Annotated in this window: 24 protein-coding genes; 12 read left to right on the top strand and 12 right to left on the bottom strand. The window is 67.9% G+C overall.

The features are described 5' to 3' along the window. The first annotated feature begins 207 nt into the window (after nt 1-207). Together E0H45_RS28325 and E0H45_RS28320 are read left to right on the top strand one after the other, a co-directional pair. Nucleotides 208-1302 carry an S-(hydroxymethyl)mycothiol dehydrogenase gene (locus E0H45_RS28325; RefSeq protein ID WP_131342883.1) on the top strand — a complete coding sequence of 365 codons (1095 nt, stop codon included), beginning with the start codon at nt 208-210 and terminating at the stop codon, nt 1300-1302. Nucleotides 1303-1305: 3 nt separating this feature from the next. Beyond that, on the top strand, nt 1306-2241 hold the full coding sequence (locus E0H45_RS28320) for a sigma-70 family RNA polymerase sigma factor (protein ID WP_131342881.1): 936 nt from the start codon (nt 1306-1308) through the stop codon (nt 2239-2241). Here the strand turns inward: E0H45_RS28320 and E0H45_RS28315 are convergent. The 4 genes from E0H45_RS28315 to E0H45_RS28300 all read right to left on the bottom strand — a co-directional run bounded on the left by E0H45_RS28315 (nt 2227) and on the right by E0H45_RS28300 (nt 4970). Beyond that, nucleotides 2227-2721, bottom strand: a complete 495-nt coding sequence (locus E0H45_RS28315) for a GNAT family N-acetyltransferase (protein WP_131342879.1) — start codon at nt 2719-2721, stop codon at nt 2227-2229. The two genes, E0H45_RS28320 and E0H45_RS28315, sit on opposite strands and share 15 nt — an antisense overlap. A gap of 82 nt (nt 2722-2803) precedes the next feature. Next, complete coding sequence (locus tag E0H45_RS28310) at nt 2804-3778, bottom strand: aldo/keto reductase (RefSeq protein WP_131342877.1); 975 nt, start codon at nt 3776-3778, stop codon at nt 2804-2806. Between the two features lie 71 nt (nt 3779-3849). Further along, nucleotides 3850-4287 carry a MerR family transcriptional regulator gene (locus E0H45_RS28305; RefSeq protein ID WP_165546616.1) on the bottom strand — a complete coding sequence of 146 codons (438 nt, stop codon included), beginning with the start codon at nt 4285-4287 and terminating at the stop codon, nt 3850-3852. Between the two features lie 56 nt (nt 4288-4343). Continuing rightward, on the bottom strand, nt 4344-4970 hold the full coding sequence (locus E0H45_RS28300) for a TetR/AcrR family transcriptional regulator (protein WP_165546615.1): 627 nt from the start codon (nt 4968-4970) through the stop codon (nt 4344-4346). A gap of 60 nt (nt 4971-5030) precedes the next feature. Here E0H45_RS28300 and E0H45_RS28295 point away from each other — a divergent pair, with 60 nt between their 5' ends. After that, complete coding sequence (locus tag E0H45_RS28295) at nt 5031-5687, top strand: hemerythrin domain-containing protein (RefSeq protein WP_131342871.1); 657 nt, start codon at nt 5031-5033, stop codon at nt 5685-5687. Here the strand turns inward: E0H45_RS28295 and E0H45_RS28290 are convergent. Genes E0H45_RS28290 through E0H45_RS28275 form a run of 4 tightly spaced genes read right to left on the bottom strand, consistent with a single transcriptional unit; the run spans nt 5684 to nt 8832 of the window. Next, nucleotides 5684-6079, bottom strand: coding sequence for a Fur family transcriptional regulator (locus E0H45_RS28290; RefSeq protein WP_272949005.1), 396 nt, complete (start codon nt 6077-6079; stop codon nt 5684-5686). The genes E0H45_RS28295 and E0H45_RS28290 overlap by 4 nt on opposite strands. Before the next feature lie 52 nt (nt 6080-6131). Beyond that, a complete protein-coding gene (locus E0H45_RS28285) occupies nt 6132-7136 on the bottom strand; it encodes a metal ABC transporter permease (RefSeq protein WP_130380759.1) in 1005 nt (334 codons plus the stop codon). After that, nucleotides 7133-7891 (bottom strand): metal ABC transporter ATP-binding protein, encoded by a 759-nt coding sequence (locus tag E0H45_RS28280; protein WP_131342867.1) that lies wholly within the window; start codon nt 7889-7891, stop codon nt 7133-7135. The genes E0H45_RS28285 and E0H45_RS28280 overlap by 4 nt, the downstream gene beginning before the upstream one ends. Continuing rightward, nucleotides 7888-8832, bottom strand: a complete 945-nt coding sequence (locus tag E0H45_RS28275) for a metal ABC transporter substrate-binding protein (RefSeq protein ID WP_131342865.1) — start codon at nt 8830-8832, stop codon at nt 7888-7890. The genes E0H45_RS28280 and E0H45_RS28275 overlap by 4 nt, the downstream gene beginning before the upstream one ends. Nucleotides 8833-8883: 51 nt before the next feature. Here E0H45_RS28275 and E0H45_RS28270 point away from each other — a divergent pair, with 51 nt between their 5' ends. After that, on the top strand, nt 8884-10167 hold the full coding sequence (locus E0H45_RS28270; RefSeq protein ID WP_131342863.1) for a YibE/F family protein: 1284 nt from the start codon (nt 8884-8886) through the stop codon (nt 10165-10167). A 109-nt stretch (nt 10168-10276) separates the two neighbouring features. Continuing rightward, a complete protein-coding gene (gene eboE / locus E0H45_RS28265; RefSeq protein ID WP_131342861.1) occupies nt 10277-11425 on the top strand; it encodes a metabolite traffic protein EboE in 1149 nt (382 codons plus the stop codon). Here the strand turns inward: eboE and E0H45_RS28260 are convergent. Next, the gene (locus tag E0H45_RS28260) at nt 11384-12619 is read right to left on the bottom strand and encodes an FAD-dependent monooxygenase (RefSeq protein ID WP_131342859.1); all 1236 of its coding nucleotides are present in this window, start codon (nt 12617-12619) and stop codon (nt 11384-11386) included. The two genes, eboE and E0H45_RS28260, sit on opposite strands and share 42 nt — an antisense overlap. A 98-nt stretch (nt 12620-12717) precedes the next feature. Here E0H45_RS28260 and E0H45_RS28255 point away from each other — a divergent pair, with 98 nt between their 5' ends. Then, the gene (locus tag E0H45_RS28255; protein WP_131342857.1) at nt 12718-13260 is read left to right on the top strand and encodes a TetR/AcrR family transcriptional regulator; all 543 of its coding nucleotides are present in this window, start codon (nt 12718-12720) and stop codon (nt 13258-13260) included. Here the strand turns inward: E0H45_RS28255 and E0H45_RS28250 are convergent, their stop codons facing one another. Further along, the gene (locus E0H45_RS28250; RefSeq protein WP_131342855.1) at nt 13261-13557 is read right to left on the bottom strand and encodes a DUF6703 family protein; all 297 of its coding nucleotides are present in this window, start codon (nt 13555-13557) and stop codon (nt 13261-13263) included. It lies immediately after the preceding gene. A gap of 21 nt (nt 13558-13578) precedes the next feature. On the opposite strand from E0H45_RS28250, the gene E0H45_RS28245 reads away from it, so the two are divergent. From E0H45_RS28245 to dusB, 4 genes are all read left to right on the top strand, one after another. Next, on the top strand, nt 13579-13872 hold the full coding sequence (locus tag E0H45_RS28245) for an antibiotic biosynthesis monooxygenase family protein (RefSeq protein WP_131342854.1): 294 nt from the start codon (nt 13579-13581) through the stop codon (nt 13870-13872). Nucleotides 13873-13976: 104 nt separating this feature from the next. Further along, entirely contained in the window at nt 13977-15362 is a 1386-nt protein-coding gene (locus tag E0H45_RS28240; RefSeq protein WP_130380741.1) for a glycine--tRNA ligase, read from the top strand. A 2-nt stretch (nt 15363-15364) separates the two neighbouring features. Beyond that, nucleotides 15365-16045: a hypothetical protein gene (locus tag E0H45_RS28235; RefSeq protein WP_131342852.1), complete on the top strand. Its 681-nt coding sequence runs from the start codon at nt 15365-15367 to the stop codon at nt 16043-16045. Between the two features lie 2 nt (nt 16046-16047). Continuing rightward, a complete protein-coding gene (gene dusB / locus E0H45_RS28230) occupies nt 16048-17169 on the top strand; it encodes a tRNA dihydrouridine synthase DusB (protein WP_131342850.1) in 1122 nt (373 codons plus the stop codon). Between the two features lie 20 nt (nt 17170-17189). On the opposite strand, the gene E0H45_RS28225 is transcribed toward dusB, so the two are convergent. Then, complete coding sequence (locus E0H45_RS28225) at nt 17190-17690, bottom strand: P-loop nucleotide/nucleoside kinase family protein (RefSeq protein WP_131342848.1); 501 nt, start codon at nt 17688-17690, stop codon at nt 17190-17192. 31 nt (nt 17691-17721) lie between these two features. Further along, on the bottom strand, nt 17722-18603 hold the full coding sequence (locus E0H45_RS28220; protein WP_131342846.1) for an NAD-dependent epimerase/dehydratase family protein: 882 nt from the start codon (nt 18601-18603) through the stop codon (nt 17722-17724). Between the two features lie 143 nt (nt 18604-18746). On the opposite strand from E0H45_RS28220, the gene E0H45_RS28215 reads away from it, so the two are divergent. Next, on the top strand, nt 18747-20078 hold the full coding sequence (locus tag E0H45_RS28215) for a hypothetical protein (protein ID WP_202872541.1): 1332 nt from the start codon (nt 18747-18749) through the stop codon (nt 20076-20078). After that, nucleotides 20045-21370: an extracellular solute-binding protein gene (locus E0H45_RS28210; RefSeq protein WP_131342844.1), complete on the top strand. Its 1326-nt coding sequence runs from the start codon at nt 20045-20047 to the stop codon at nt 21368-21370. The genes E0H45_RS28215 and E0H45_RS28210 overlap by 34 nt, the downstream gene beginning before the upstream one ends. Nucleotides 21371-21372 lie beyond the last annotated feature (2 nt).

The following is a 21372-nucleotide window of genomic DNA, read 5'->3' as shown; positions in this document are numbered from 1 at the left end:
CCGGGAGCACCGCCCGGCGGACTCTCTGTCCCCCGACCGGTGGACAGAGGTGTACGTAAGAACAGGAGGTGGTGGGGTCAACCGGGCCGCGGCGGGAGGGTTCAGGCGGGCGGAGTCGTGTACGTAGACGACTACGTCCTGTTCTGACGGCACACCCACACGCCGTGGAGGCTGACGTGGGCAGGCTGTGGCGGTTAGGTTCGGGGAATGGCTCAGACGGTGCGTGGTGTGGTGGCGGCTGGCAAGGGTGCGCCGGTGTCGATCGAGGAGGTCACGGTCCCGGACCCGGGTCCCGGGGAAGCGGTCGTGAAGGTGCAGGCGTGCGGGGTCTGCCACACGGATCTGCACTACCGCGAAGGTGGGATCAACGACGAGTTCCCGTTCCTCCTGGGGCATGAGGCCGCGGGGATCGTGGAGTCCGTGGGCGACGGCGTGACCGACGTGCAGCCGGGTGATTTCGTCGTGCTGAACTGGCGGGCCGTCTGCGGCAACTGCCGCGCCTGCCTGCGCGGCCGGCCCTGGTACTGCTTCAACACGCACAACGCCAAGCAGAAGATGACGCTCGCGGACGGCACCGAGCTGAGCCCTGCGCTCGGCATCGGAGCGTTCGCGGAGAAGACCCTGGTAGCGGCCGGGCAGTGCACCAAGGTGGACCCGGCCGCCAAGCCGGAGGTCGCGGGCCTGCTCGGCTGCGGCGTGATGGCCGGTCTCGGCGCCGCGATCAACACCGGCAACGTCGGCCGCGGAGACACGGTCGCCGTGATCGGATCGGGCGGTGTCGGTACGGCGGCAGTCGTCGGCGCCCGCCTCGCCGGAGCGGCGAAGGTGATCGCGATCGACCTCGACGAGCGCAAGCTCACCACCGCGCAGGAACTCGGCGCGACGCACACGATCAACTCGAAGGGACTCGACCACGACGGGGTCGTCGCCGCGGTGCAGGAACTGACCGGCGGGTTCGGCGCCGATGTAGTGATCGACGCGGTCGGCCGTCCGGAGACCTGGAAGCAGGCGTTCTACGCGCGCGATCTGGCCGGCACCGTGGTGCTGGTCGGCGTACCGACCCCAGACATGCGCCTCGACATGCCCCTCCTGGACTTCTTCGGCCGCGGCGGCTCCCTGAAATCGAGCTGGTACGGCGACTGCCTCCCGACCCGCGACTTCCCGTTGCTGATCGACCTCCACCTCCAGGGCCGCCTGCCCCTGGACCGTTTCGTGTCCGAGACGATCACGCTGGACGAGGTCGAGGACGCCTTCGCGAAGATGCATCACGGGGACGTTCTGCGCTCGGTCGTCGTCTTCTAAGCAGTGGACGACTTCGAACAACAGGTCGCTCCGTACCGCCGGGAACTGCTGGCGCACTGTTACCGCCTGCTCGGATCGCTGCACGACGCGGAGGATCTGGTCCAGGAGACGATGCTGCGCGCGTGGCGGGCGATCGACACGTACGACGCCGAGCGCGCGTCGCTGCGCACCTGGCTCTACCGGATCGCGACCAACGCGTGCCTCACCGCGCTGAAGGGACGAGGCCGGCGCGCTCTCCCGTCCGGACTCGTCGGTGCGGAGACCGATCCACTGGCGCCGATCGAGCCGTCGCTCGATGTCCCTTGGCTGCAGCCGTTCCCGACCGATCCGGCCGTGGCGTCGGCGGACCGAGGGAGTCTGCGACTGGCGTTGGTCGCGGCGATGCAGTACCTGCCGGCCAGGCAGCGAGCAGTGCTAGTACTGCGGGACGTGCTGGACTGGCCCGCCGCCGACGTCGCGGCGGCGCTGGACACCACGCCCGCGTCGGTGAACAGCGCGCTCCAACGCGCGCGGGCCCGGCTGGCGGAGGTCGATCTCGAGGAAGAGGATGTCAACGAACCGACGGACCGGGAGGTCCGCGCGGTCGTCGAGGACTACGTGCGCGCGTTCGAGGCGGCCGACGTCGAAGGCCTGACCCGGTTGCTGGCCGAGCGCGTCGTACTGGAGATGCCGCCTGCGCCGCTGTGGTTCGTCGGCAAGGACGCGTACGCCGGATTCATCGAGCGGGTGTACGCGATGCGCGGCCCGGCCTGGCGACTCCGCATCACGATGGCGAACGACCAGCCCGCCGTCGGCGCGTACGTGCGCGCCGACGACGGGCGGTACCACGCCCACAGCCTGCAGGTCTTCACCGTCACCAAAGCCGGCATCACGCACAACGTCACGTTCTTCGACCAGACATTGTTCGCGTACTTCGATCTGCCCCTAGACCTTGAATGAGATCCACAGGTCGGGGGTCGCGTCGGGCTTGCCGGCGATCGGGCGGGCCTCCTGGGTCCAGACGTCGCCGGAGATCTCGGTCGCGACCCGCTGCCAGAACCTGACCGCCTTCTCGTTGTTGCCCTGGAACGCGACGTCGCACGGACCGGGGTGATGCGACAGCACTTCCTGGACCGCGCGCAGTCCGTGTCCGCTGCGACGTACCGGACGCACCATGAAGAACGCGTTCAGCACATGCACCGGTTGCTGCAGCGCTCGCATGAAGCAGAAGCCGACCGGGTTCTCGCCCAGCGAGATCAGGTACCCGGCCCACTCCGGATCGCCGGTCAGGACCTTCTCCAGCCACTCGGTGCGGAAGCTGCCGTCGGGGCGCGGGAGCTGGCCCTGGAACTCGGACATGTCGTGGCGGAACATCAGCCACAGCCGCTCCATCACCGGTCGGTCGGACGGCTGGACACGGCGCACCACGAGATCAGACATAGGTCTCCTCAGAACGGATCAGAACGCAGAAAAGCCTCCCGCCGGAAGAGTCCGGTACGGAAGGCTTACTGCGGTCAGTTTATCAGTCCTGTGCGACGGTCTGCCCGGCGACCCAGCTCATGTCGGGGTAGCGGAGGCCGACCGGCGTCAGCTTCGACAGCGCCTCGACGTCGGCGGCGGACAGCGCGACGTCGAGCGCCCCGAAGTTCTCCTCCAGGTACTTGCGCCGCTTCGTCCCCGGGATCGGCGCGATGTCGTTGCCCTGCGCAAGCACCCAGGCGAGCGCGACCTGTCCGGGTGTCGCGTCGTACCGCGCTGCCACCGCGCGGATCTCCTCGACCAGTGCGAGGTTCACGTCCAGGTTGTCGCCGGAGAAGCGGGGGAGGGTACGGCGGAAGTCGTCGGCCGGGAGCTCCGTGGGCAGGGCGCCGGTGAGCATGCCGCGCCCGAGCGGCGAGTACGGCACGATCCCGATGCCGAGCTCGCGGCAGGCCGGCAGCACCGACTCCTCGATGTCCCGGCTGAACAACGACCACTCGGACTGCACCGCGGTGATCGGATGTACGGCGTGCGCCCGCCGGATCGTCTCCGCCGACGCCTCCGACAGCCCGAGGTACCGCACCTTCCCGGCCTCGACCAGCGACGCCATCGCCCCGACCGTCTCCTCGACGGGTACGTCGGGATCCATCCGGTGCTGGTAGTAGAGGTCGACGTGGTCGACTCCGAGCCGCTGGAGGGACGCGTCGATCGCGGACCGGACGTACTCCGGCGACCCGTTCACTCCCCGCGCCGCCGAGTTCAGCCCATTGCCGGTGATGCCGAACTTCGTCGCGAGGAACACCTCGTCGCGGCGATCGGCGATGGTCCGGCCGACGAGTTCCTCGTTGGCGCCGAAGCCGTACATGTCGGCGGTGTCGAGGAACGTGATGCCGAGGTCGAGCGCCCGATGCAGCGTCGCGGTCGACTCGTTGTCGTCGGCCACGCCGTACGCGAAGCTCATCCCCATACAGCCGAGTCCGAGGCGGCTGACGTCGGCGCCTTGGCTACCCAGTTTCATGATTTCTCCCATCAGAAGGCATGGCTGCGCCGGCCGAACGTGCGTAACGGTCGGCTCAGCTGAGTGGTTGGTTACGGGGCGGCAGTGCCGCCGTACACGGTGATCTTGTAGTCGGTCACCGCGAGGGCGAGCTGCAGGTCGCGCAGCTGCCGCTGGATCCTCTCCCGGTGCTCCTGCATCAGGGCGAGTCGCTGAGGTGCGGTGTGGTCGCCCTCAAGCACCAGCTCCAGGTAGTGGCTGATCGTGCTGATCGGCATGCCGGAGGCGCGCAGCCTGCTGATGAACACGATCCGCGCCATCGCCCGCTGGTCGTAGCTGCGGTACCCGGCGGTGTCCCGGCGTACGTCGAGGAGGCCGATGCGCTCGTAGTACCGCAGGGTGTGCGCGGTGAGGCCCGTCAGCTCGGAGGCCTCGGCGATCGACAGCTGCTCGGGCAGGTCCTCCGGCAGCTCGAGCAGACACAGCAGATCTCGGTCGATCGGCGGGGTGAGCAGTTCGGTCGCGTTCATGTCTACGACGGTATGCCTTAGAGCGCGCTCAAAGGCAAAGGTGACCTGAGTCACAGTCAGGCGAGGAGCTCCCGGGCGAGCGCATCGGTCAGCCATTCGGCGTACTTCGTGTCGCTCCAGCCGTAGCGGCGCAGCTCGAGGAACGGGCCGGAAGTGGAGAGCATTAGCAGCAGGTCGACGGCGTCGCCTGCGTCGAGACCCGGACGCAGCCCCCAGCGCCCGGCGATCTGATCCACCACCTGGCCCAGACCGTCGCGCCGCAGCTGCTCGCTGCGCTCGACCACGGCCACCGCATCGGGCTCGTGGGGCGCCGATTCGGCGACCTCTTTGATCACCGCGACGCGCGTCAGGATTGCGGTGTTGCCGCGAACGAAGGCGGCCAGCGCCGCCCGGCCGGACTCCGCCGCGGAGATCTCGGCGAAGAAGGGCTGCTGCGGAGGCGGAAGCCGGTCCGGCCCGAGGACAGCGTGGTCGAAACAGGCCTGCAGGAGCTCGGCCTTGGTGTGGAAGACGAAGTACACGGTCTGTACGGCGACACCGGCGCGGCCGGCGATGTCGGTCATCCGTGTGCCGACGTACCCGGCCTCGGCGAACACCTCGATCGCGGCGCGGATCACCCGTTCCCGGGTCGCCGCCGCCTGCTCGCGACGGGTGCGCTTCGGCGTCTTGACAGGTTTCCCCACCCGTCCCACGCTAGCAGTAGTCATTCACTAGTGGTGGCCACTAGTGAAAGGGGGAGGGACATGGCAACACCGGTTGACGCCGTACGGGCGTGTGATCCGTGGGAGATGGCACTGATCCACCGGGTGATCCGGCGGGGGTTCGAGCAGGCGAGGGTGCATGTGCTGGCCGCTGGGGCCGAGTCGCGGGCCGAGGCGGTGGCGGCGTACGTCGATTTCCAGCTCGACGGTCTGCACGCGCACCACTCGTCCGAGGACGAGCTGCTCTGGCCCCGGCTGCTCGAGCGTGCCGAGCTGTCGGCCGACCTGATTCATCGGATGGAGCAGCAGCACGCCGCTGTCCACAAGGCCGTGGACTCGGCCCGCGATGCGGTCACTGCCTGGCGTACGACGCCGACCGCTGCTGGTGCGGACTCGCTCGGTGCCGCGCTCGAGACCGTGTCCGCGCGACTTGCCGAACACTTGGGGGAGGAGGAGCGCGACGTCGTACCGCTGATCGCGACGCATATCACCCAGGCCGAGTGGGATCACCTCGGGAAGATCGCGTTCAGCAAGTTCAAGTCGAACCAGCGGTTCACGGCTATGGGTGAACTGCTCGCGACCGCCCGCCCCGAGGAAGCCGCACGCATGCTGGCCGGCCTACCAGCGCCCGTCCGGGTCATCTGGCGGCTGGTCGGGCAGCGCCGCTACCAGCAGTTCATCAAGTCCGTCGAAGGCTAGGCGGTCTGCTGGCACTCCTGGCAGGTGCCGAAGATCTCCAGCGTGTGGCTGATGTCGGCGTACCCGTGCTCGGCTGCGACCTTGTCGGCCCAGCGCTCCACGGCCGGTCCCTCGACCTCGACGGTCCGGCCGCAGTTGCGGCAGACCAGGTGATGGTGGTGACCCTTCGAGCAGCGCCGGTACGCCGTTTCGCCGTCGGCGGTGCGCAGTACGTCGACCTCGCGGGAGTCCGCGAGCGCCTGCAGGGTGCGGTAGACAGTGGTCAGACCGACGGCCTCACCGGCGGACCGGAGCTCCTGGTGGATCTCCTGGGCGGTCCGGAAGTCGTCGATGTTGTCGAGCGCGAGCGCGACCGCCGCGCGTTGACGGGTCGAGCGTGTTCCGATAGCCACCGTTCCTCCTGTCATCTCTCTACCACCCTCAAGTCTCTCAGAAGTCAGCAACTCAGTGCTCATCCCAGTGGTCACCGTGCGCCGCGTGCAGGTGACCGTCGTGCACGTAGTCGACATGGTCCCCGTGCTCGACCTTCTTGTGGCCGCAGGCCTGGCTGTGCGCGTGCGGGTGCCCGGCACTCACCACATGTGGCTCCGGTGCCGGTACGCCGACCTCCGGCTCCTCGTCCGCCAGCGGACGTGCCCGACCGGCCCGCCGCCGCAGCAGCGTCCCGACCGTCGCAGCCACGACGAACCCGGCCAGTGCCAGCACCACGATGGTCGCACCCGGCGCCACATTCGCGTTGTACGACGTGACGATGCCGGCCAGGCACGCCAGCACACCGATGACACACGCGGTGATGAACGTACTGCGGAACGACCGAGTCACCTGCTGCGCTGTCGCCACCGGGACGACCATGAGCGCACTGACCAGCAGTAGCCCCACCGTGCGCATCGCTACCGTCACAGTGACCGCAGCCATCACTGCGATCACCAGGTTGAGCAGCTGGACCCGGAGTCCCGTCGTACGGGCGAACTCCTCGTCCTGGCACACCGCAAACAGCTGTGGGCCTAGACCGATCGCTACTACCAGTACGGCGACGGCCAGGCCGACAACGACGTACAGGTCGCTCTGGGAGACCGTGGTGAGTGAACCGAACAGGTAGGTGTTCAGCGTGGCTGCACCTTGACCTGCGAGTCCGATGAGCAGCACACCGCCTGCGATGCCGCCGTAGAACAGGAGGGCGAGTGCGACGTCGCCAGTGGCCTTGCCGCGGGCGCGGACCAGCTCGATGGCGGTCGCACCGGCGATCGAGACGATGATGGCGGTCAGCACAGGTGCACTGCCGGTCAGCAGACCGAGCGCCACACCGGTGATCGCGATGTGGCCGATGCCGTCACCCATCAACGACAGCCGCCGCTGCACCAGGTACGTCCCGATAGCCGGCGCCGACAGCCCTGTGAGCAGCCCGGCGATCAGAGCCCGCTGCATGAACTCGAGCTGGAACATGGTCATGAGGTGAGCCAACCCGGGTCGTCGTCGGTGTGGGAGTGGTGGACGTGGGCGTGGGTCTGGGAGGCGTGCGGCGGGCCGTCGTACACGACGCGGCCGCGGCGCATCACGACCGAGCGGTCGATCAGGGCGTCCATCGGGCCGAGGTCGTGGCTCACCATCACCACGGTCGTGCCGCGGGCGACCCGCTCCCGGACCGCATCGGCGAAGATCTGTTGGCTGGCCAGGTCCACACCGGCCGTCGGCTCGTCGAGGATCAGCAGCTCCGGGTCGGACACCAGGGCCCGTGCGATCAGCACCCGCTGCTGCTGCCCGCCGGACAGCTCGGCGACCGCATCCTTACGCCTGTCGGCCATGTCGACGACCTCCAGCGCCTCCTCGATCGCCTGCTTGCCGGCGGCACCGAGCGGCGCGAACATCCGTCGCTTCGAGAGCAGACCGGATGACACCACCTCGTACACGGTCGCGGGTACGCCGCCGGCCGCGGTGATGCGCTGCGGCACGTACCCGACCCGGCGCCAGTCGCGGAACCGGGGGACCGGCGTCCCGAACAACCGGACCTCGCCACGGGCCGCCGGGAGCAGCCCGACGACGGTCTTGATCAGCGTGGACTTGCCGGAGCCGTTGGTGCCGAGCACGGCGACCACCTCGCCCTGGCGGATCCGCAGGTCGATGCCCCGAAGCACCAGACGGCCACCCAGGTCGACGGAGAGATCGTCGACCTGGACGGCCCTGGCGGAGTCGTTCTCGAATCTCACGAGCAGCCGTTCGCCTTCTGCAGCTCCTGCAGGTTCTCCTGCATCAAGGTCAGGTACGTTTCCTTGGAGTTCGCGTCCGAGAGGCCCTCGATCGGGCTCAGTACGGCGGTCTGGACGCCGACGTCCTTCGCGATCGTCTCGGCCACCTTCGGACTGACCAGCTCCTCGTAGAAGATGGTCGTCACGTGCTGGGCCTTCACGATGTCCTGGACCTCCTTGATCCGGGCCGGTGTGGGCTCCGCGTCCGGCGTGAACCCGGCGATCCCGACCATCGTCAGACCGTACCGCTTCGCGAGGTAGGCGAACGCCTCGTGGCTGGTCACGAACGTCTTCAGCTTGCAGGTCGCCAGACCGGTCTTGTACGCCGTGTCGAGCTTGCCGATCTGGTCGAGCAGCGCCTTCGCGCGCTGGTGGTACCCGGCGGCGTTGGCGCTGTCGACGCTCACGAGCTTGTCCTCGACCGCCTTGACGACCGCGGCGTACCGCACCGGGTCGAGCCAGAAGTGCGGGTCGAGGGCATTGTCCTTGTGAGCGGCGGTGGCCGCGCCCTCCTCGTGCTCCTCGAAGTCGGCGCCGGTGGCTTCCAGCTGCGCGGCCGGCACGATGTCGAAGCCGGCGTCCTTGGCGTTCTGCTCGACCGCCTCGTCGACGGCGGGCTGCAGGTCCTTCTCGAAGACGACGAGTTTCGCGCTCGCGATCTGGCCGACCTGCTTGGGCGTCAGCTCCAGGTCGTGGGGCTCGACGCCGGGGGCTGTCAGGGTGCTGACGTTGACCGCGTCGCCCCCCACTGTGCGGGCGATGAACTCGAGCGGGTAAAACGAAGCGACGACGTCGAGCTTGCCGCCACCGGTGCCGTTGGCGGAGGAGTCACCGCACCCGGCCAGGGTGAGGGCGGCCAAGGCGGTGGCGCCGGCGAGGACAGCTCGAAGACCAGATTTCATGACAATCATTTTCATTTAACTGGAACTGATTGTCAAAACAAGGAGTTCACGATGGCCAGCCGCAACGTCGGGCGACGACGTGCCGACCACAAGGGCAACCGCCGCCGGGCACTCGATATTCCGCAAGGCCACGGTCACGGACACGGACACGGTCACGGCGATCACGTGGTCGACACCTCGGTGGTGAACTCCGACGCGGTCGTCGCCCGGCGCGTCCGGATCGTTGTCGCCGCGGTCCTGATCCCGCTGCTCCTGGCCGCCGTTGTCGGGATGATCGTGATGTGGCCGGACGGTGACGTGAAGGTCGCGTCGTACCAGACCGCCACCGCTCGCGGTGAGGTGACGGCGCTGAAGGCCTGCCCGAACGTGAAGGACCAGTGCGACGAGGCCACGGTCAAGCTGACCAGCGGCGCCGACAAGGGCCAGGTGATACCGGTCCAGGTTCCGAAGGCCAGTCAGACGTCGATCCCGGTCAAGGTCGGCCAGTCGGTCATGCTCGGTGTCCAGGATGCGCCGAAAGTCGCCGACCGGTACTCGTACGTCGATCACGACCGGACCAAATCGTTGCTGCTGCTGGCCGCGCTGTTCGCGGTCGCGGTCGTCGCCTTGTCGCGCTGGCGGGGCTTCGCTGCACTGATCGCCCTCGCGGTGACCGCGGTGATGCTGACGCAGTTCATCCTCCCGGCGATCCTCAACGGGGAGAACGCGCTGCTGGTCGCGGTCGTCGGTGGCACGGTCATCATGGCGATCGCGTTGTTCCTCACGCATGGGATCAATGCGGAGAGTTCGATCGCGTTGTCCGGAACGGTGGTCGCGCTCGGGTTGACGGTGCTGCTGGGCTGGTTCTTCACCAAGTTCTGCCAGCTGAGCGGACTGGCTTCCGAGGGCGCGTCCGGAGCCAAGGCGCTGGTGCCCAACATCGACCTGACCGGATTGCTGGTCGCCGGGATGGTGATCGGTGCCCTGGGCGTCCTGGACGACGTCACGGTCACGCAGGCGGCGGCCGTCTGGGAGCTGTCCGCCGCGAACCCGTCCGCCAACCGTCGTGAGCTGGTCAGCGCTGGCCTGCGGATCGGGCGTACGCACGTCGCGTCGGTGGTCAACACGCTCGTCCTCGCCTACGCCGGCGCCGCGCTGCCGGTGCTGCTGATCTTCGCCATCCAGGACCTTCCCGGCCGGGCCATCCTGTCCACCGAGTCGGTTGCGATGGAGGTGGTCCGCGGTCTGGTCGGCAGCCTCGGGATCATCGCGGCCGTCCCGCTGACCACGGCACTGGCCGCGATGGCGGTCGCGGATCGTTCCCGCGAACTCGTCGCCGAACCGGAACACGTCTAACCGAAAATCAGGCCTTCCGCCAGGGCGTTCAGGCTTCTACAGTGCTAACTAGGTCACGGAGAGTCCGCCATTGACTACCTTCGGCGACCTAACGGGGTGAGGAGCGCTGATGAGGTTCTGTCATCGGGATGGTTCGACCGTTCACCTGGGGTACTGCGCGACGGTGCATCCGGCCGCGGAGCTCGACGAGCTGATCGCCGGCCTCGACACGTGCGCAGGTGCAGTTCGCTCGGCACTCGACGTACCCGTCCTCGGGGTCGGCCTGTGGTTGCCGCATCGGCTCGCCGATCGCCTGGCGAACTCGCCGGCCGCGCTCAGCAAGCTCCGCCGTGCACTGCAGCGCAACCGGCTCGAAGTCGTCACACTGAACGGCACGCCGCACGCGCAGTTCGCCGACAAGGTCGTCGGTACCAAGCTCTACTGCCCCGACTGGACCGACCCCGAGCGGCTCCGCTACACGCTCGACCTGATCGACGTGCTGGCCGAACTGCTCCCCACGGACGTCGCGTACGGCTCGATCTCGACCGTGCCGCTCGGCTGGCGGGTGCCGTGGTCGAAGGCGCGGAACCGGGCCGCGCGTGAGGCGATCGACCGCGTCGAACAGCACCTGGCCCGGACCGAGAGCAGGACCGGCCGGAAGATCCGGATCGCCGTCGAGACCGAGCCGGGCTGCGTCCTCGAGATGATCGGCCAGGCCGCCGCGTGGCTGGACCGCTATTCCAGCCCGTACGGCGGCACGTCGCGTATCGGGCTGGGGCTCGACACGTGTCATCTGGCGGTGCAGTTCGAGGACCCGGCCGAGTCGTTCGAGCTGCTGTGGCGAGCGGGCGTCGACGTGGTCAAGGCGCAGCTGTCCCTGGCGCCGACGCTCGTGGACCCGGGAGACGCCTCCGGTCGGTACGTGCTCAGCCAGCTCGGTACACCGAAGTACCTGCGCCAGGTGCGTGAGTGGGGCGGACCTGGGGTGGACGACGTCGCACAGGCCTACGAACTGTCCGGTCACGCCGCCTGGCGGATGCACGCCCACTTGGCGGCCCACGCTGCGCCACCAGATCCGTTGAGCGCGACAACCGGCGTACTGGATGACTGTCTGACCAGACTGGTCGGTGGTGGGCATCCACTCACGCACCACCTGGAGTCAGAGGTGTACGTGTGGCCGCGTGCGGCCAGAACCCAGCAGGCGTTGGCTAAACGGATCGCGAAGGAGCTGACGTGGCTACGTGACCGCCTGACCGCTCTGGGGTTGGACGAGGTCTGAGTAGTCAGGCAGCGGGACCGAGCTGAGTGCCTTGCCTACTGCGTTCTGCGACCAGATGAAGCGCTGGACCGCTGTCGGCAGCTTTGGCAGCGCAGCTGCTGCAGCAGGCATCAGCCGCAACGCAAGCGGGCTGGCCGGGATGATGGTGCGCATCACCTTCGGCGCGAACCGTCGGCTCTGCTCGACTATCGGCCGGATGATCCGTTCGTAGTTGCGCAGTCCGGACGGCAGGTCACTGCGTGCTGCAGCCAGCTCACCGGCCAGGATGTACGCCGCCATGACAGCGAGACTCGTGCCGCCACCGACCGCCGGGCCGGGGCAGTAGCCCGCGTCTCCGACCAGTCCGACCCGGCCGCGGTGCCAGGTGTCCAGCGTGATCTGCGCGATGGAGTCGAAGTAGAAGTCCTCCGCCTGCTCCAGGTGCTCCAGCAGCTGCGGCACCTTCCAGCCGTAGTCCCGGAACTCCTTGGCCAGCAGGGCTTTCTGCTCGTCCTTGTCGCGGTAGTCGTACTGCAGCTCAGGTGCGCGGAACAGGAAGCCCGCGCGGACCTGACCGGTCTGGTGTACGCCGTAGATGCCGACCAGCTTGTCGACGGAGAAGTGGGACAGCGTGTGGCTGCCGAGGCCGAAGACGTCCGGCATCGAGAACACCGCGAGGTACCCGCCGAGTGACCGGTGCAGTGGCTCCTCGGGACCGAAGACGAGCCGGCGCACGTTCGAGTGCATGCCGTCCGCACCGATCACCAGGTCGAAGCGGCGTTCCGTACCCGAGTCGAAGACCACATCCACTCCGGCCCCGTCGTCGTGGACACTCGCGATCGAGTCGCCGAACACGTACTCCGCGGTGTCGCGCGTCGCGCCGTACAGGATCCCGGTCAGCTCGCCGCGGAGGATCTCCACGTGCCGGCTCGAGATCCCGGCGTACATCCGGCTGAGGTCGACCTCGACCGGGCGCTTGCCGAACCGCTCGATGGTCATCACGTCGAGCTGGGTGCGGGCCGCCTCGATCGCGTCCCAGCAGCCCATCCGCCGGGTGACGTCGGCGGCCGAGCTGAACAGGTCGACGGCGTGACCGCCGAGTCCGTGCCGCAGAGCCGGCGTGCGCTCGACGAGCGTCGGCTCGAAGCCGTAGTGGTGCAACCAGTGGGCGAGCACCGGCCCGGCCACGCTCGCACCCGAGATCAGGACCTTCATGGCACCTCCCAGACGTTTGCTTACTTATCGGAAGGTAAGTAAACGAGGGCAGGGTTGTCAATGGCTTACTTAACGGAAGGTCAGCTAATCTTCCGGGTATGCCGAGACAACGGACCGGCGACACCCGGGTGCGGATCCAGCAGGCCGCGCTGGAGCTGTTCGCCGAGCGCGGGATGCAGCAGACCAGTCTGCGCGACATCGCCGACCGCCTCGGCGTCACCAAACCGGCGCTGTACTACCACTTCGCGTCCCGTGAGGACCTGCTGAACAGCCTGGTCGAGCCGATGATCGCCGAGTTCGAGGCGTACGCCGCGGCGCAGCAGGCGGCCGCACCGGTCCCACCCCGCGAACTGCTCGGCTCGTACTTCGACCTCGCCTACCGGCACCGCGCGCTGATCCAGCTCGCGATCCGCGACCTCTCGGTGCTGCACGAACTGAAGCTGGCCGACCGCTTCATCGAGTGGCGCGGCACGCTCGCGACGCTCCTGATCGGTACGAGCCCGTCGCTGTCCGACGTGGTCCGCTGCATGGTCGCGCTCGGCGGACTGTCTGACTGCGCCGTGATGCTCGACCACGAGCCCGTCGCCGAGCTGCGGGAGGCCGCGGTCGAGGCGGCGTACGACAGCCTCGGCCGCCCCTGATCAGCCTGTAGCGATCCGCGAGACCGCGAACAGCAGGATGACGAGGATCGAGAAGATCCGCAGGAACCGCGGCCCGGTCGTCACCGCCGGCCACGACAGGAACGCCAGCCAGCCGAGCAGCAACGCCAGCAGGACCAGCGACGGCACGCCCACCGGCACCGGAGCGAACACTCCGACCAACGCGAGCAGCAGGGTGATCCCCGGCAGGGTCAGCTTCGGCGCGGCATGCAGCTTCGCGACGTACGGGTAACTCACCTTGGTGATCCGCTGCCGCAACGGGCTGCTGGGGGTACTCATACCGCCATTGTTCCAGGTCCTATGGTTGAGCTCGTGTTCGTCGTGATCAGGTTTCGGGTGGGGGAGAGTGCGCAGGCCGGGTTCGCGGAGCGGATGCGGGGTGCGGTCGAGGTGCTGGGGCGGCAGAAGGGGTTCGTTTCGGCGCGGGTCGGGCGGAACGTGGACGACCCGGAGTTGCTGGCGCTGACGCTGGAGTTCGAGAACATCGGCAGTTACCGGCGGGCACTGTCGCCGTACGAGGTGAAACTGGCCGCGGTGCCGCTGTTGTCGGAGGCTCTCGACGAGCCGACGGCGTACGAGGATTTCCTGACCTGACATCCCGGCGGCACGGATTCGATCCACGACGCCCGGGACCGATAGCCTGGACCCTTCCGTAGATTTCGCCAGCATCCGTTCTGTGCCCGTTCTGGAGTCGAAAAGTGCCCGTGGAAACCGTCGATGCCGTCGTCAGCCTCAGCAAGCGGAGGGGCTTCGTGTACCCGTGCGGCGAGATCTACGGCGGTACCAAGTCGGCCTGGGACTACGGACCGCTCGGCGTCGAGCTGAAGAACAACGTCCGCACCCAGTGGTGGCGGACGATGGTGACCGGCCGCGACGACATCGTCGGCCTGGACTCCTCGGTGATCCTGCCGACCAAGGTCTGGGAGGCCTCCGGCCACCTGTCCGAGTTCGTCGACCCGCTCACCGAGTGCCAGTCCTGCCACAAGCGGTTCCGCGACGACCACCTCCGCGAGGACTTCGCCCGCCGGAAGAACAAGGACGTCGATGACGTCAAACTCGCCGAGATCGCCTGCCCGAACTGCGGTAACAAGGGCACCTTCACCGAGCCGCGGATGTTCAACGGCCTGCTGAAGACCTACCTCGGCCCGGTCGAGTCCGAGGAAGGCCTGCACTACCTCCGCCCGGAGACCGCGCAGGGCATCTTCATCAACTTCGCGAACGTGATGGGCACCGCCCGGAAGAAGCCGCCGTTCGGGATCGCCCAGGTCGGCAAGAGCTTCCGCAACGAGATCACCCCGGGCAACTTCATCTTTCGGACCCGCGAGTTCGAGCAGATGGAGATGGAGTTCTTCGTCGAGCCAGGCTCCGACGAGGACTGGCACGAGTACTGGCTGAAGGCGCGCTGGGACTGGTACACCGGCCTCGGCCTGAACCCGGACAACATGCGGTTCTACGAGCACCCGAAGGAGAAGCTGAGCCACTACTCGAAGCGCACCGTCGACATCGAGTACCGGTTCAACTTCGGCGGCAAGGAGTTCGACGAGCTCGAGGGCATCGCGAACCGCACCGACTTCGACCTGTCCACGCACTCCAAGCACTCCGGCGCCGACCTGTCGTACTTCGACCAGGAGAAGGGCGAGCGCTGGACGCCGTACGTCATCGAGCCCGCGGCCGGCCTGACCCGCAACGTGCTCGCGTTCCTGCTCGACGCGTACACCGAGGACGAGGCGCCGAACGCCAAGGGCGGTGTCGACAAGCGGACGGTACTGCGTTTCGACCCGCGGCTCGCCCCGGTCAAGGCGGCCGTGCTTCCGCTGTCCCGCAACGCCGACCTGTCGCCGAAGGCCCGCGACCTGGCCGGCGAGCTGCGGAAGAACTGGAACGTCGACTTCGACGACGCCGGTGCGATCGGCCGCCGGTACCGCCGCCAGGACGAGATCGGTACGCCGTACTGCATCACCGTCGACTTCGACACCCTCGAGGACCACGCGGTCACCATTCGCGAGCGGGACTCGATGAAGCAGGAGCGGGTCGCGCTCACCGAGGTCACCGGCTACCTCGCCCAGCACCTGGTGGGCTGCTGACGATGAAGCTGTCACGGGATCGGGTGCTGGCCGTCTTAGGGCTGTCAGCGCTGGCGGTGTTCGTGCTGTCGTCCTGCTCGGACAGCAAGCCGGAGGCCATTCCGACGCCCACGACGTCCGCGTCCAGTACGCCGTCGTCCGGTACGTCGAGTGCGCCGATCCCGACCGCGTCGACGCCGACGCTCATCGCGCTGCCGACACCGTCGAAGCCCTGGCCGACGCCGAAGGTCACCGGTGCGCCGGAGAACGACGCGCCGCTCGCCGACCGGATCACGTTCGCGATCTCGAAGCAGGCGCAGATCGCGGCCGGCAAGGCGGCCACCACGACCGTGAAGTGCCCGGGCATCGACAAGGTCGAGACCGCCGGCAAGCACGAACTGACCTGCACGGTGACGTACGCCGGGAAGCCGTACAGCGGCACGCTGACGGTCGACGCCAAGCAGTACTCGGCGTCGTACAAGTTCACCTCGGAGTCGGTCGCGATCGTCAAGCCGAAGGTCGTCGACGCGGTGCTGCGGACCGTCACCGACGCCGCGAAGGTGACCTGCACGATGGACGATGTTGCCGTGGTCAAGCATTCCGGCGCGCCGATCGCGTGCGACGTGACGACGACCGCGAACGCCGTACAGCCTTACAAAGCACAGGTTTCCGGTAACGGACAGGTGCTGGTGGCGAAGGCTTGAGCATGCTTCAGCTGGGTAACCTCACGATCGAGACGCCGGTGGTGCTGGCGCCGATGGCCGGTATCACCAATGCGGCGTACCGGCGGCTGTGCGCCGAGCAGGGCGCCGGCCTGTACGTGTGCGAGATGATCACGTCGCGCGGCATCGTCGAGGGTGATCAGAAGTCGCTCGACATGCTGACGTTCGACGCGCGTGAGACGGTTCGATCGGTGCAGTTGTACGGCGTCGACCCGTCGTACATCGGGCGCGCGGTGCAGATCCTCTGTGACGAGTACGGCGTCGCGCACATCGACCTGAACTTCGGGTGCCCGGTGCCGAAGGTGACCCGCAAGGGCGGTGGCGCCGCGCTGCCGTGGAAGCGCAACCTGCTCGGCGCGATCCTGCGCTCCGCGGTGCAGGCCGCGACGCCGTACGGCGTACCGGTGACGATGAAGACCCGGATCGGCATCGACGCCAGTCATCAGACGTATCTCGACGCCGGGCGGATCGCCGAGGAGTCGGGTGCGGCGGCGATCGGGCTGCACGGGCGTACGGCGTCGCAGGCGTACTCCGGTCAGGCGGACTGGACCACGATCGCCTCGCTCGTGGAGCACGTGAACATCCCGGTCCTCGGCAACGGCGACATCTGGGAAGCCGGCGACGCTTTGCGGATGGTCGCCGAGACGGGCTGCGACGGCGTGATCGTCGGGCGCGGGTGCCTCGGGCGGCCATGGTTGTTCCGGGATCTCGCGGTCGCGTTCGGCGGGGGCGAGGCGTTGAATCTGCCGACGCTCGGCGAGGTTGCCGACGTGATGCGGCGGCACGGTGAGCTGCTCGCGGAGTTGATGGGGGAGCAGCGCGGGCTGCGCGACTTCCGCAAACACGTCCCGTGGTACCTGAAGGGCTTCCCGGCCGGCGGTGAACTCCGCGCCGCCCTCGGCATGGTCGACTCACTCGCTCGCCTGGACGAACTTCTCGCCGAACTAGATCGCACCGTCCCGTTCCCGGTAGCCGAACTAGGCGCCCCCCGCGGCCGCCAAGGCAGCCCCCGAGACCACATCGTCCTCCCCCAAGGCTGGCTGGACGACACAGACGGCCTCACCGCCGACCTGGCCGACGCCGAAATCGGAGTCTCCGGAGGCTGAGCCCACTGGCGGGCGGTGTCTCAGAGCGCCAAGTGCTGCAGGTCGTCGACAGACGTCACTCGTACGGCGTGCTCGTCGGCTGCCGGTGGTTCGAAGTCGGTGAGGTGCTGATCCAGTACGGCGTCCGCGACGTCCCGCCGCTGCGGATCGACCCGGTTGCCGGCGCGGCGCCGACGTACCGTCGCATGGTCCACCTCCACGTAGATCAAGGTGAACCGAGCCCCGACCGTCGCTGCGAGCGACCGCCAGCCGTCCCTCAGAAACCGCGGCGAACTGGTGTCGTCGACGATCACGGACGCTCCCGACCCCAGCAGCTCGCGGACCTCGGCCGACGCCAGCTCGTGCGTCCGGATCCATTCCTCGACCGCAATCCCGTCACCGCCCCACAGCCCGCGGCGCTCGTTGATCTCGTCGAGACTCACGATGCGCGCCGCCAGCCGGGGGGCCAGCGCACGCGCGACCGTGCTCTTTCCGGAGAACGACGTCCCGCACAACAGAACGAGTCTGGTGACCGCCGCCATGTCCGCATCCAAGCACACCGACGGATCCGCTTCAGCGGGCGTTGGTGGTGCGCCAGGTGATGTAGTCGGCGACGGCTTCGGGGAAAGCGAAGGTGGGGGCGAAGCCGGTCTCATTGGTCAGGCGGGTGACGTCGAGGTGTGGGCTGGTCCGGCCACCGGGCTCGACGGTCAGTTGGCCGGCCGCTTCGCCGTACACGAAGGGCGTGCCGCTGGAGACGTTGTAGGTGGTGTGGTTGAGGGTGTCCGCGCTGACGAGGGAGGCGATCGCGCGGCCCATGTCAGGCGCATAGCACCAGTCGCCACCGGCGTCGGCCGGCAGGGGAGTGGGAGTTTCGCCGCGGAGTACGGCGCTGACGTAGGGCGGGATCGGGCTGAAGCTGGACTCCGGATCCATCAGCGGGCCCCAGGTCGAGCCGATCCGGAGCACGATCGGCTGGACGCCGGTTCCGGCCAGGCTGTGCGTCGTCACTGGTTCGACGGCCTTCTTGAAGGCGACGATCAAGTGTGGGAGGTCGGCGGTCGGTAGCGGAAGGTCTTCGTGCCACGGTGATTCGTCCTGCCCGATGTACACCCCGATGCTGCTGGCGACCGCGAACCGCCGTACCTTCCACGCCCGCGCCGCATCCAGTGCATTGAGCAATCCAGCGGTGTCGTGGCGGAAGTACGCGACCGGATCGTCGGCCGGGATCGAGCCCGCCAGGTGGACGATGTCGCTGATGTCGTGACGCTCCCCGAGGGCGAGAAACGCGTCCCGGTCGGTGACGTCCACCTGCTCGACGACGACCTTGCCGTCGAGGAACGGCGGCGGATCGGTACGTCGATGCGAGGTGACGACGACCTCCTGCCCGAGGTCGAGGAGGGCGCGCGCGGTGTGAGCGCCGATCATGCCGAGCCCACCGGTAACAAGAATCATGCCCGCGACGCTACGAGCGGGACGGCGTCCGCGTCTTGAACGAATCCCGCACGATCCCTTGACCTGACCCCTCGAATCGGGGGACCTTGGACGGCATTGGATTTACGAGTCACTTCCGAACATGGTTCGTAAAGGAGTGCGTCGTGGACATCGTGATCGGGGTCGTCACCCACGTGACCCACCACGAGCTGTTCCACGACGCCGCGCGCACGCTCGGCGGGGTGGATCTCGAGTGGGTCAGCTACGACCACGAGGACGAGATCCGCGACAAGGTCGCCGAGTTCCTGAGTACGACGCGACTCGACGGCTTCCTGGCCGGACCGGTGCCGTACACCGCGAGCCAGGAGCTCCTCCCGCCCGGCCTGCCGGTCGGCGTGATCCGCTCGTCGGCGCTCGACCTGACGCTCGCGCTCTACCGTGCGCAGGAACGCGGCTGGGGCCGTACGCCGGTCAGCATCGACACGTTCCCGGCCGAAGCGGTCGAAGCGGTGGCTACCGCGCTGGACCTCGATCAGGACCAGATCGACTGCTTGCCCTACGCACCGACCCAGAGCGTCGACGAGATCGTCGCGTTCCACCAGGCCGCGTACCGGAGGTTCGGTGAGCGCAGCTACGTGATCAGCGTGCGTGCCGCCGTACGGGAACAGCTCGCCGGCCGGATCCAGATCATGAGCGGTATGCCGGTACCGGCCACGATCCGTACCGAGCTGCACGAGCTCGCGCTGCGGATCGAGTCCGAGCGGGCCAGTGCACAACGTTTCGCCGCAGGGGTCTTCCTGATCGAGCAGTCCGCGGACGAGGAACGGGCCCGGATCGGTCTGATGAACCACCTGCTCAACACCCCCGAGTTCGCCGGCGCCTGGATCGAGAACCGCGGGCGCCGCGGTGTCGTCGTCTTCGCCCACAAGGCGTTGTTCGAGCGCATCACCCGCAACTGGGTCGCCGTACCCGCACTGGCCGAGGCCGCAGTGGCGCTCGGCGCGCAGATCTCGGCCGGCTTCGGTGTCGGCGTATCGGCGCGCAACTGCGTCCTGCTCGCCGAGCAGGCAGCCGCGCGCGCCGAACTGGCCGCCGAACCGTGCGCGTACCTGTTCGAGGACAGCGGTGTCGTGATCGGTCCGATGGGACCGGTCGGCGAGGCGCTGCGGTTCTCCTACCGAGAGCACGGCGACGAGGTCGAACAACTCGCGAAGTACGTCGGTCTGAGCGCGACCACCGTCTCCCGGCTGGCCGCGCTGGACCACGAACTGCAAGGCCGCACGCTCTCGCCTGGAGAGCTTGCCGGTCATCTCGGCATCACGGACCAGAGCGGACGCCGCCTGATCCGGACTCTCGACGCAGGCGGCCTGGTGAGCGTCGAGGGCACTGCCCAGCACCACCCCAAAGGACGCCCGACGCGTCTGTACCGACTGCGCATCGCCCAAGCGTTGGAGGCACAACCATGGAGCTCACCCGCCGCCACATCCTCAAGCTGACCGGTCTCGGACTGGCCGGCCCCGCCCTGCTGTCCGCCTGCTCGAACGACTCCTCCTCGGGAGGTGGTTCCGGCGACGGCAGCGTGAAGTTCGAGGGCTGGGACTACGAGGCAGCGCTGGTCCAGCAGAACCTCGACCGCTTCACCAAGACCAGCAATGTCAAGGTCAACTACACCCCGATCACGAGTGCGCAGTACGTCCAGAAGGTCGTCGCCGAGTTCACCGGTGGCGGCGGACCGGACGCGCTCTACGTGTACGACGACTCGCTCGCGGCCTGGGTCGAGGGCGACTACCTGCAACCTCTCGACGGGATGGCCGGCGTCGACGAGGTCTACGACGCGATCTATCCCGGTAACGCACAGGCGATGACGTACGACGGGAAGCGGTACGGCCTCCCGTACTACACCGACGCGACCTGCCTGACGTACAACGCCGGAATCCTTGCCCAGGCAGGGATCTCGAAGCCTCCGGCCAGTCTCGAGGAGCTCGAGGCGCAGGCCCTGAAGATCAAGAACGCCGGTCTGCTGGAGTACCCGATCGGTCTGCCCGCGCAGTTGTCCGACACCTGGTGGTCCTGGGTGTGGGCGCTGCTGTTCGGCAGCGGCGGGAACATGTTCGACGACCAGCAGAACCCGATCATGAATACGTCTGACACGGTGACGAAGGACGTGTTCGCCTGGCTGCAGCAGGCCGCGACCAAGTCGAAGGTGATCGACCCGGCGTCGCTGCAGCTGCTGCCGGTCCCGGTCGACAACGCGATGAAGGCGAACCGGTACGCGTACACGATCGGCGCCCGCTACGCGAGCCGCGACTACAACGACCCGGCCAAGTCCAAGGCTGCGGGCAAGATCCGGATGGGGCTCGTGCCGAGCCTGGACGGCAAGGAGCACGGGACCGTCAGCAACACCCGGATGTACGGCCTGGCGAAGGACACCGAGGTCAAGGACAACGCGTTCAAGCTGCTCACGTACCTCGGCGGGTACGACGACCAGAAGCAGCCGTACACCGCGAAGTTCTGGTTCCTGCAGCGCGGACTGGGTTTTGCCTACAAAGCGATGGTCAACGATCCGACGATCACCGCGGCGCTGAAGAAGTTCGCCGATCCGAAGATCTACACGCATCTGGCCGAGATCGCCAAGCCGCGCAACGTTCTCGGGGTGCCCTGGTACACCGAGTTCGAGACCGAGATGCACAAGGTCGTGCAGGGCGTGCTGAGCAACCAGACCCAGCCGTCGGCCGCGGTCGCGGCGCTCGCGCAGTCGGCCGTGACGCTGAAGAAGAAGTACTCCTGACG

It is taken from the genome of Kribbella soli, assembly GCF_004331345.1.
In the GTDB taxonomy this organism is placed as follows: Bacteria; Actinomycetota; Actinomycetes; order Propionibacteriales; family Kribbellaceae; genus Kribbella; species Kribbella soli.
Note: the sequence above shows the minus strand (reverse complement) of the source record. Positions and strands in the feature narration are given on the sequence as shown.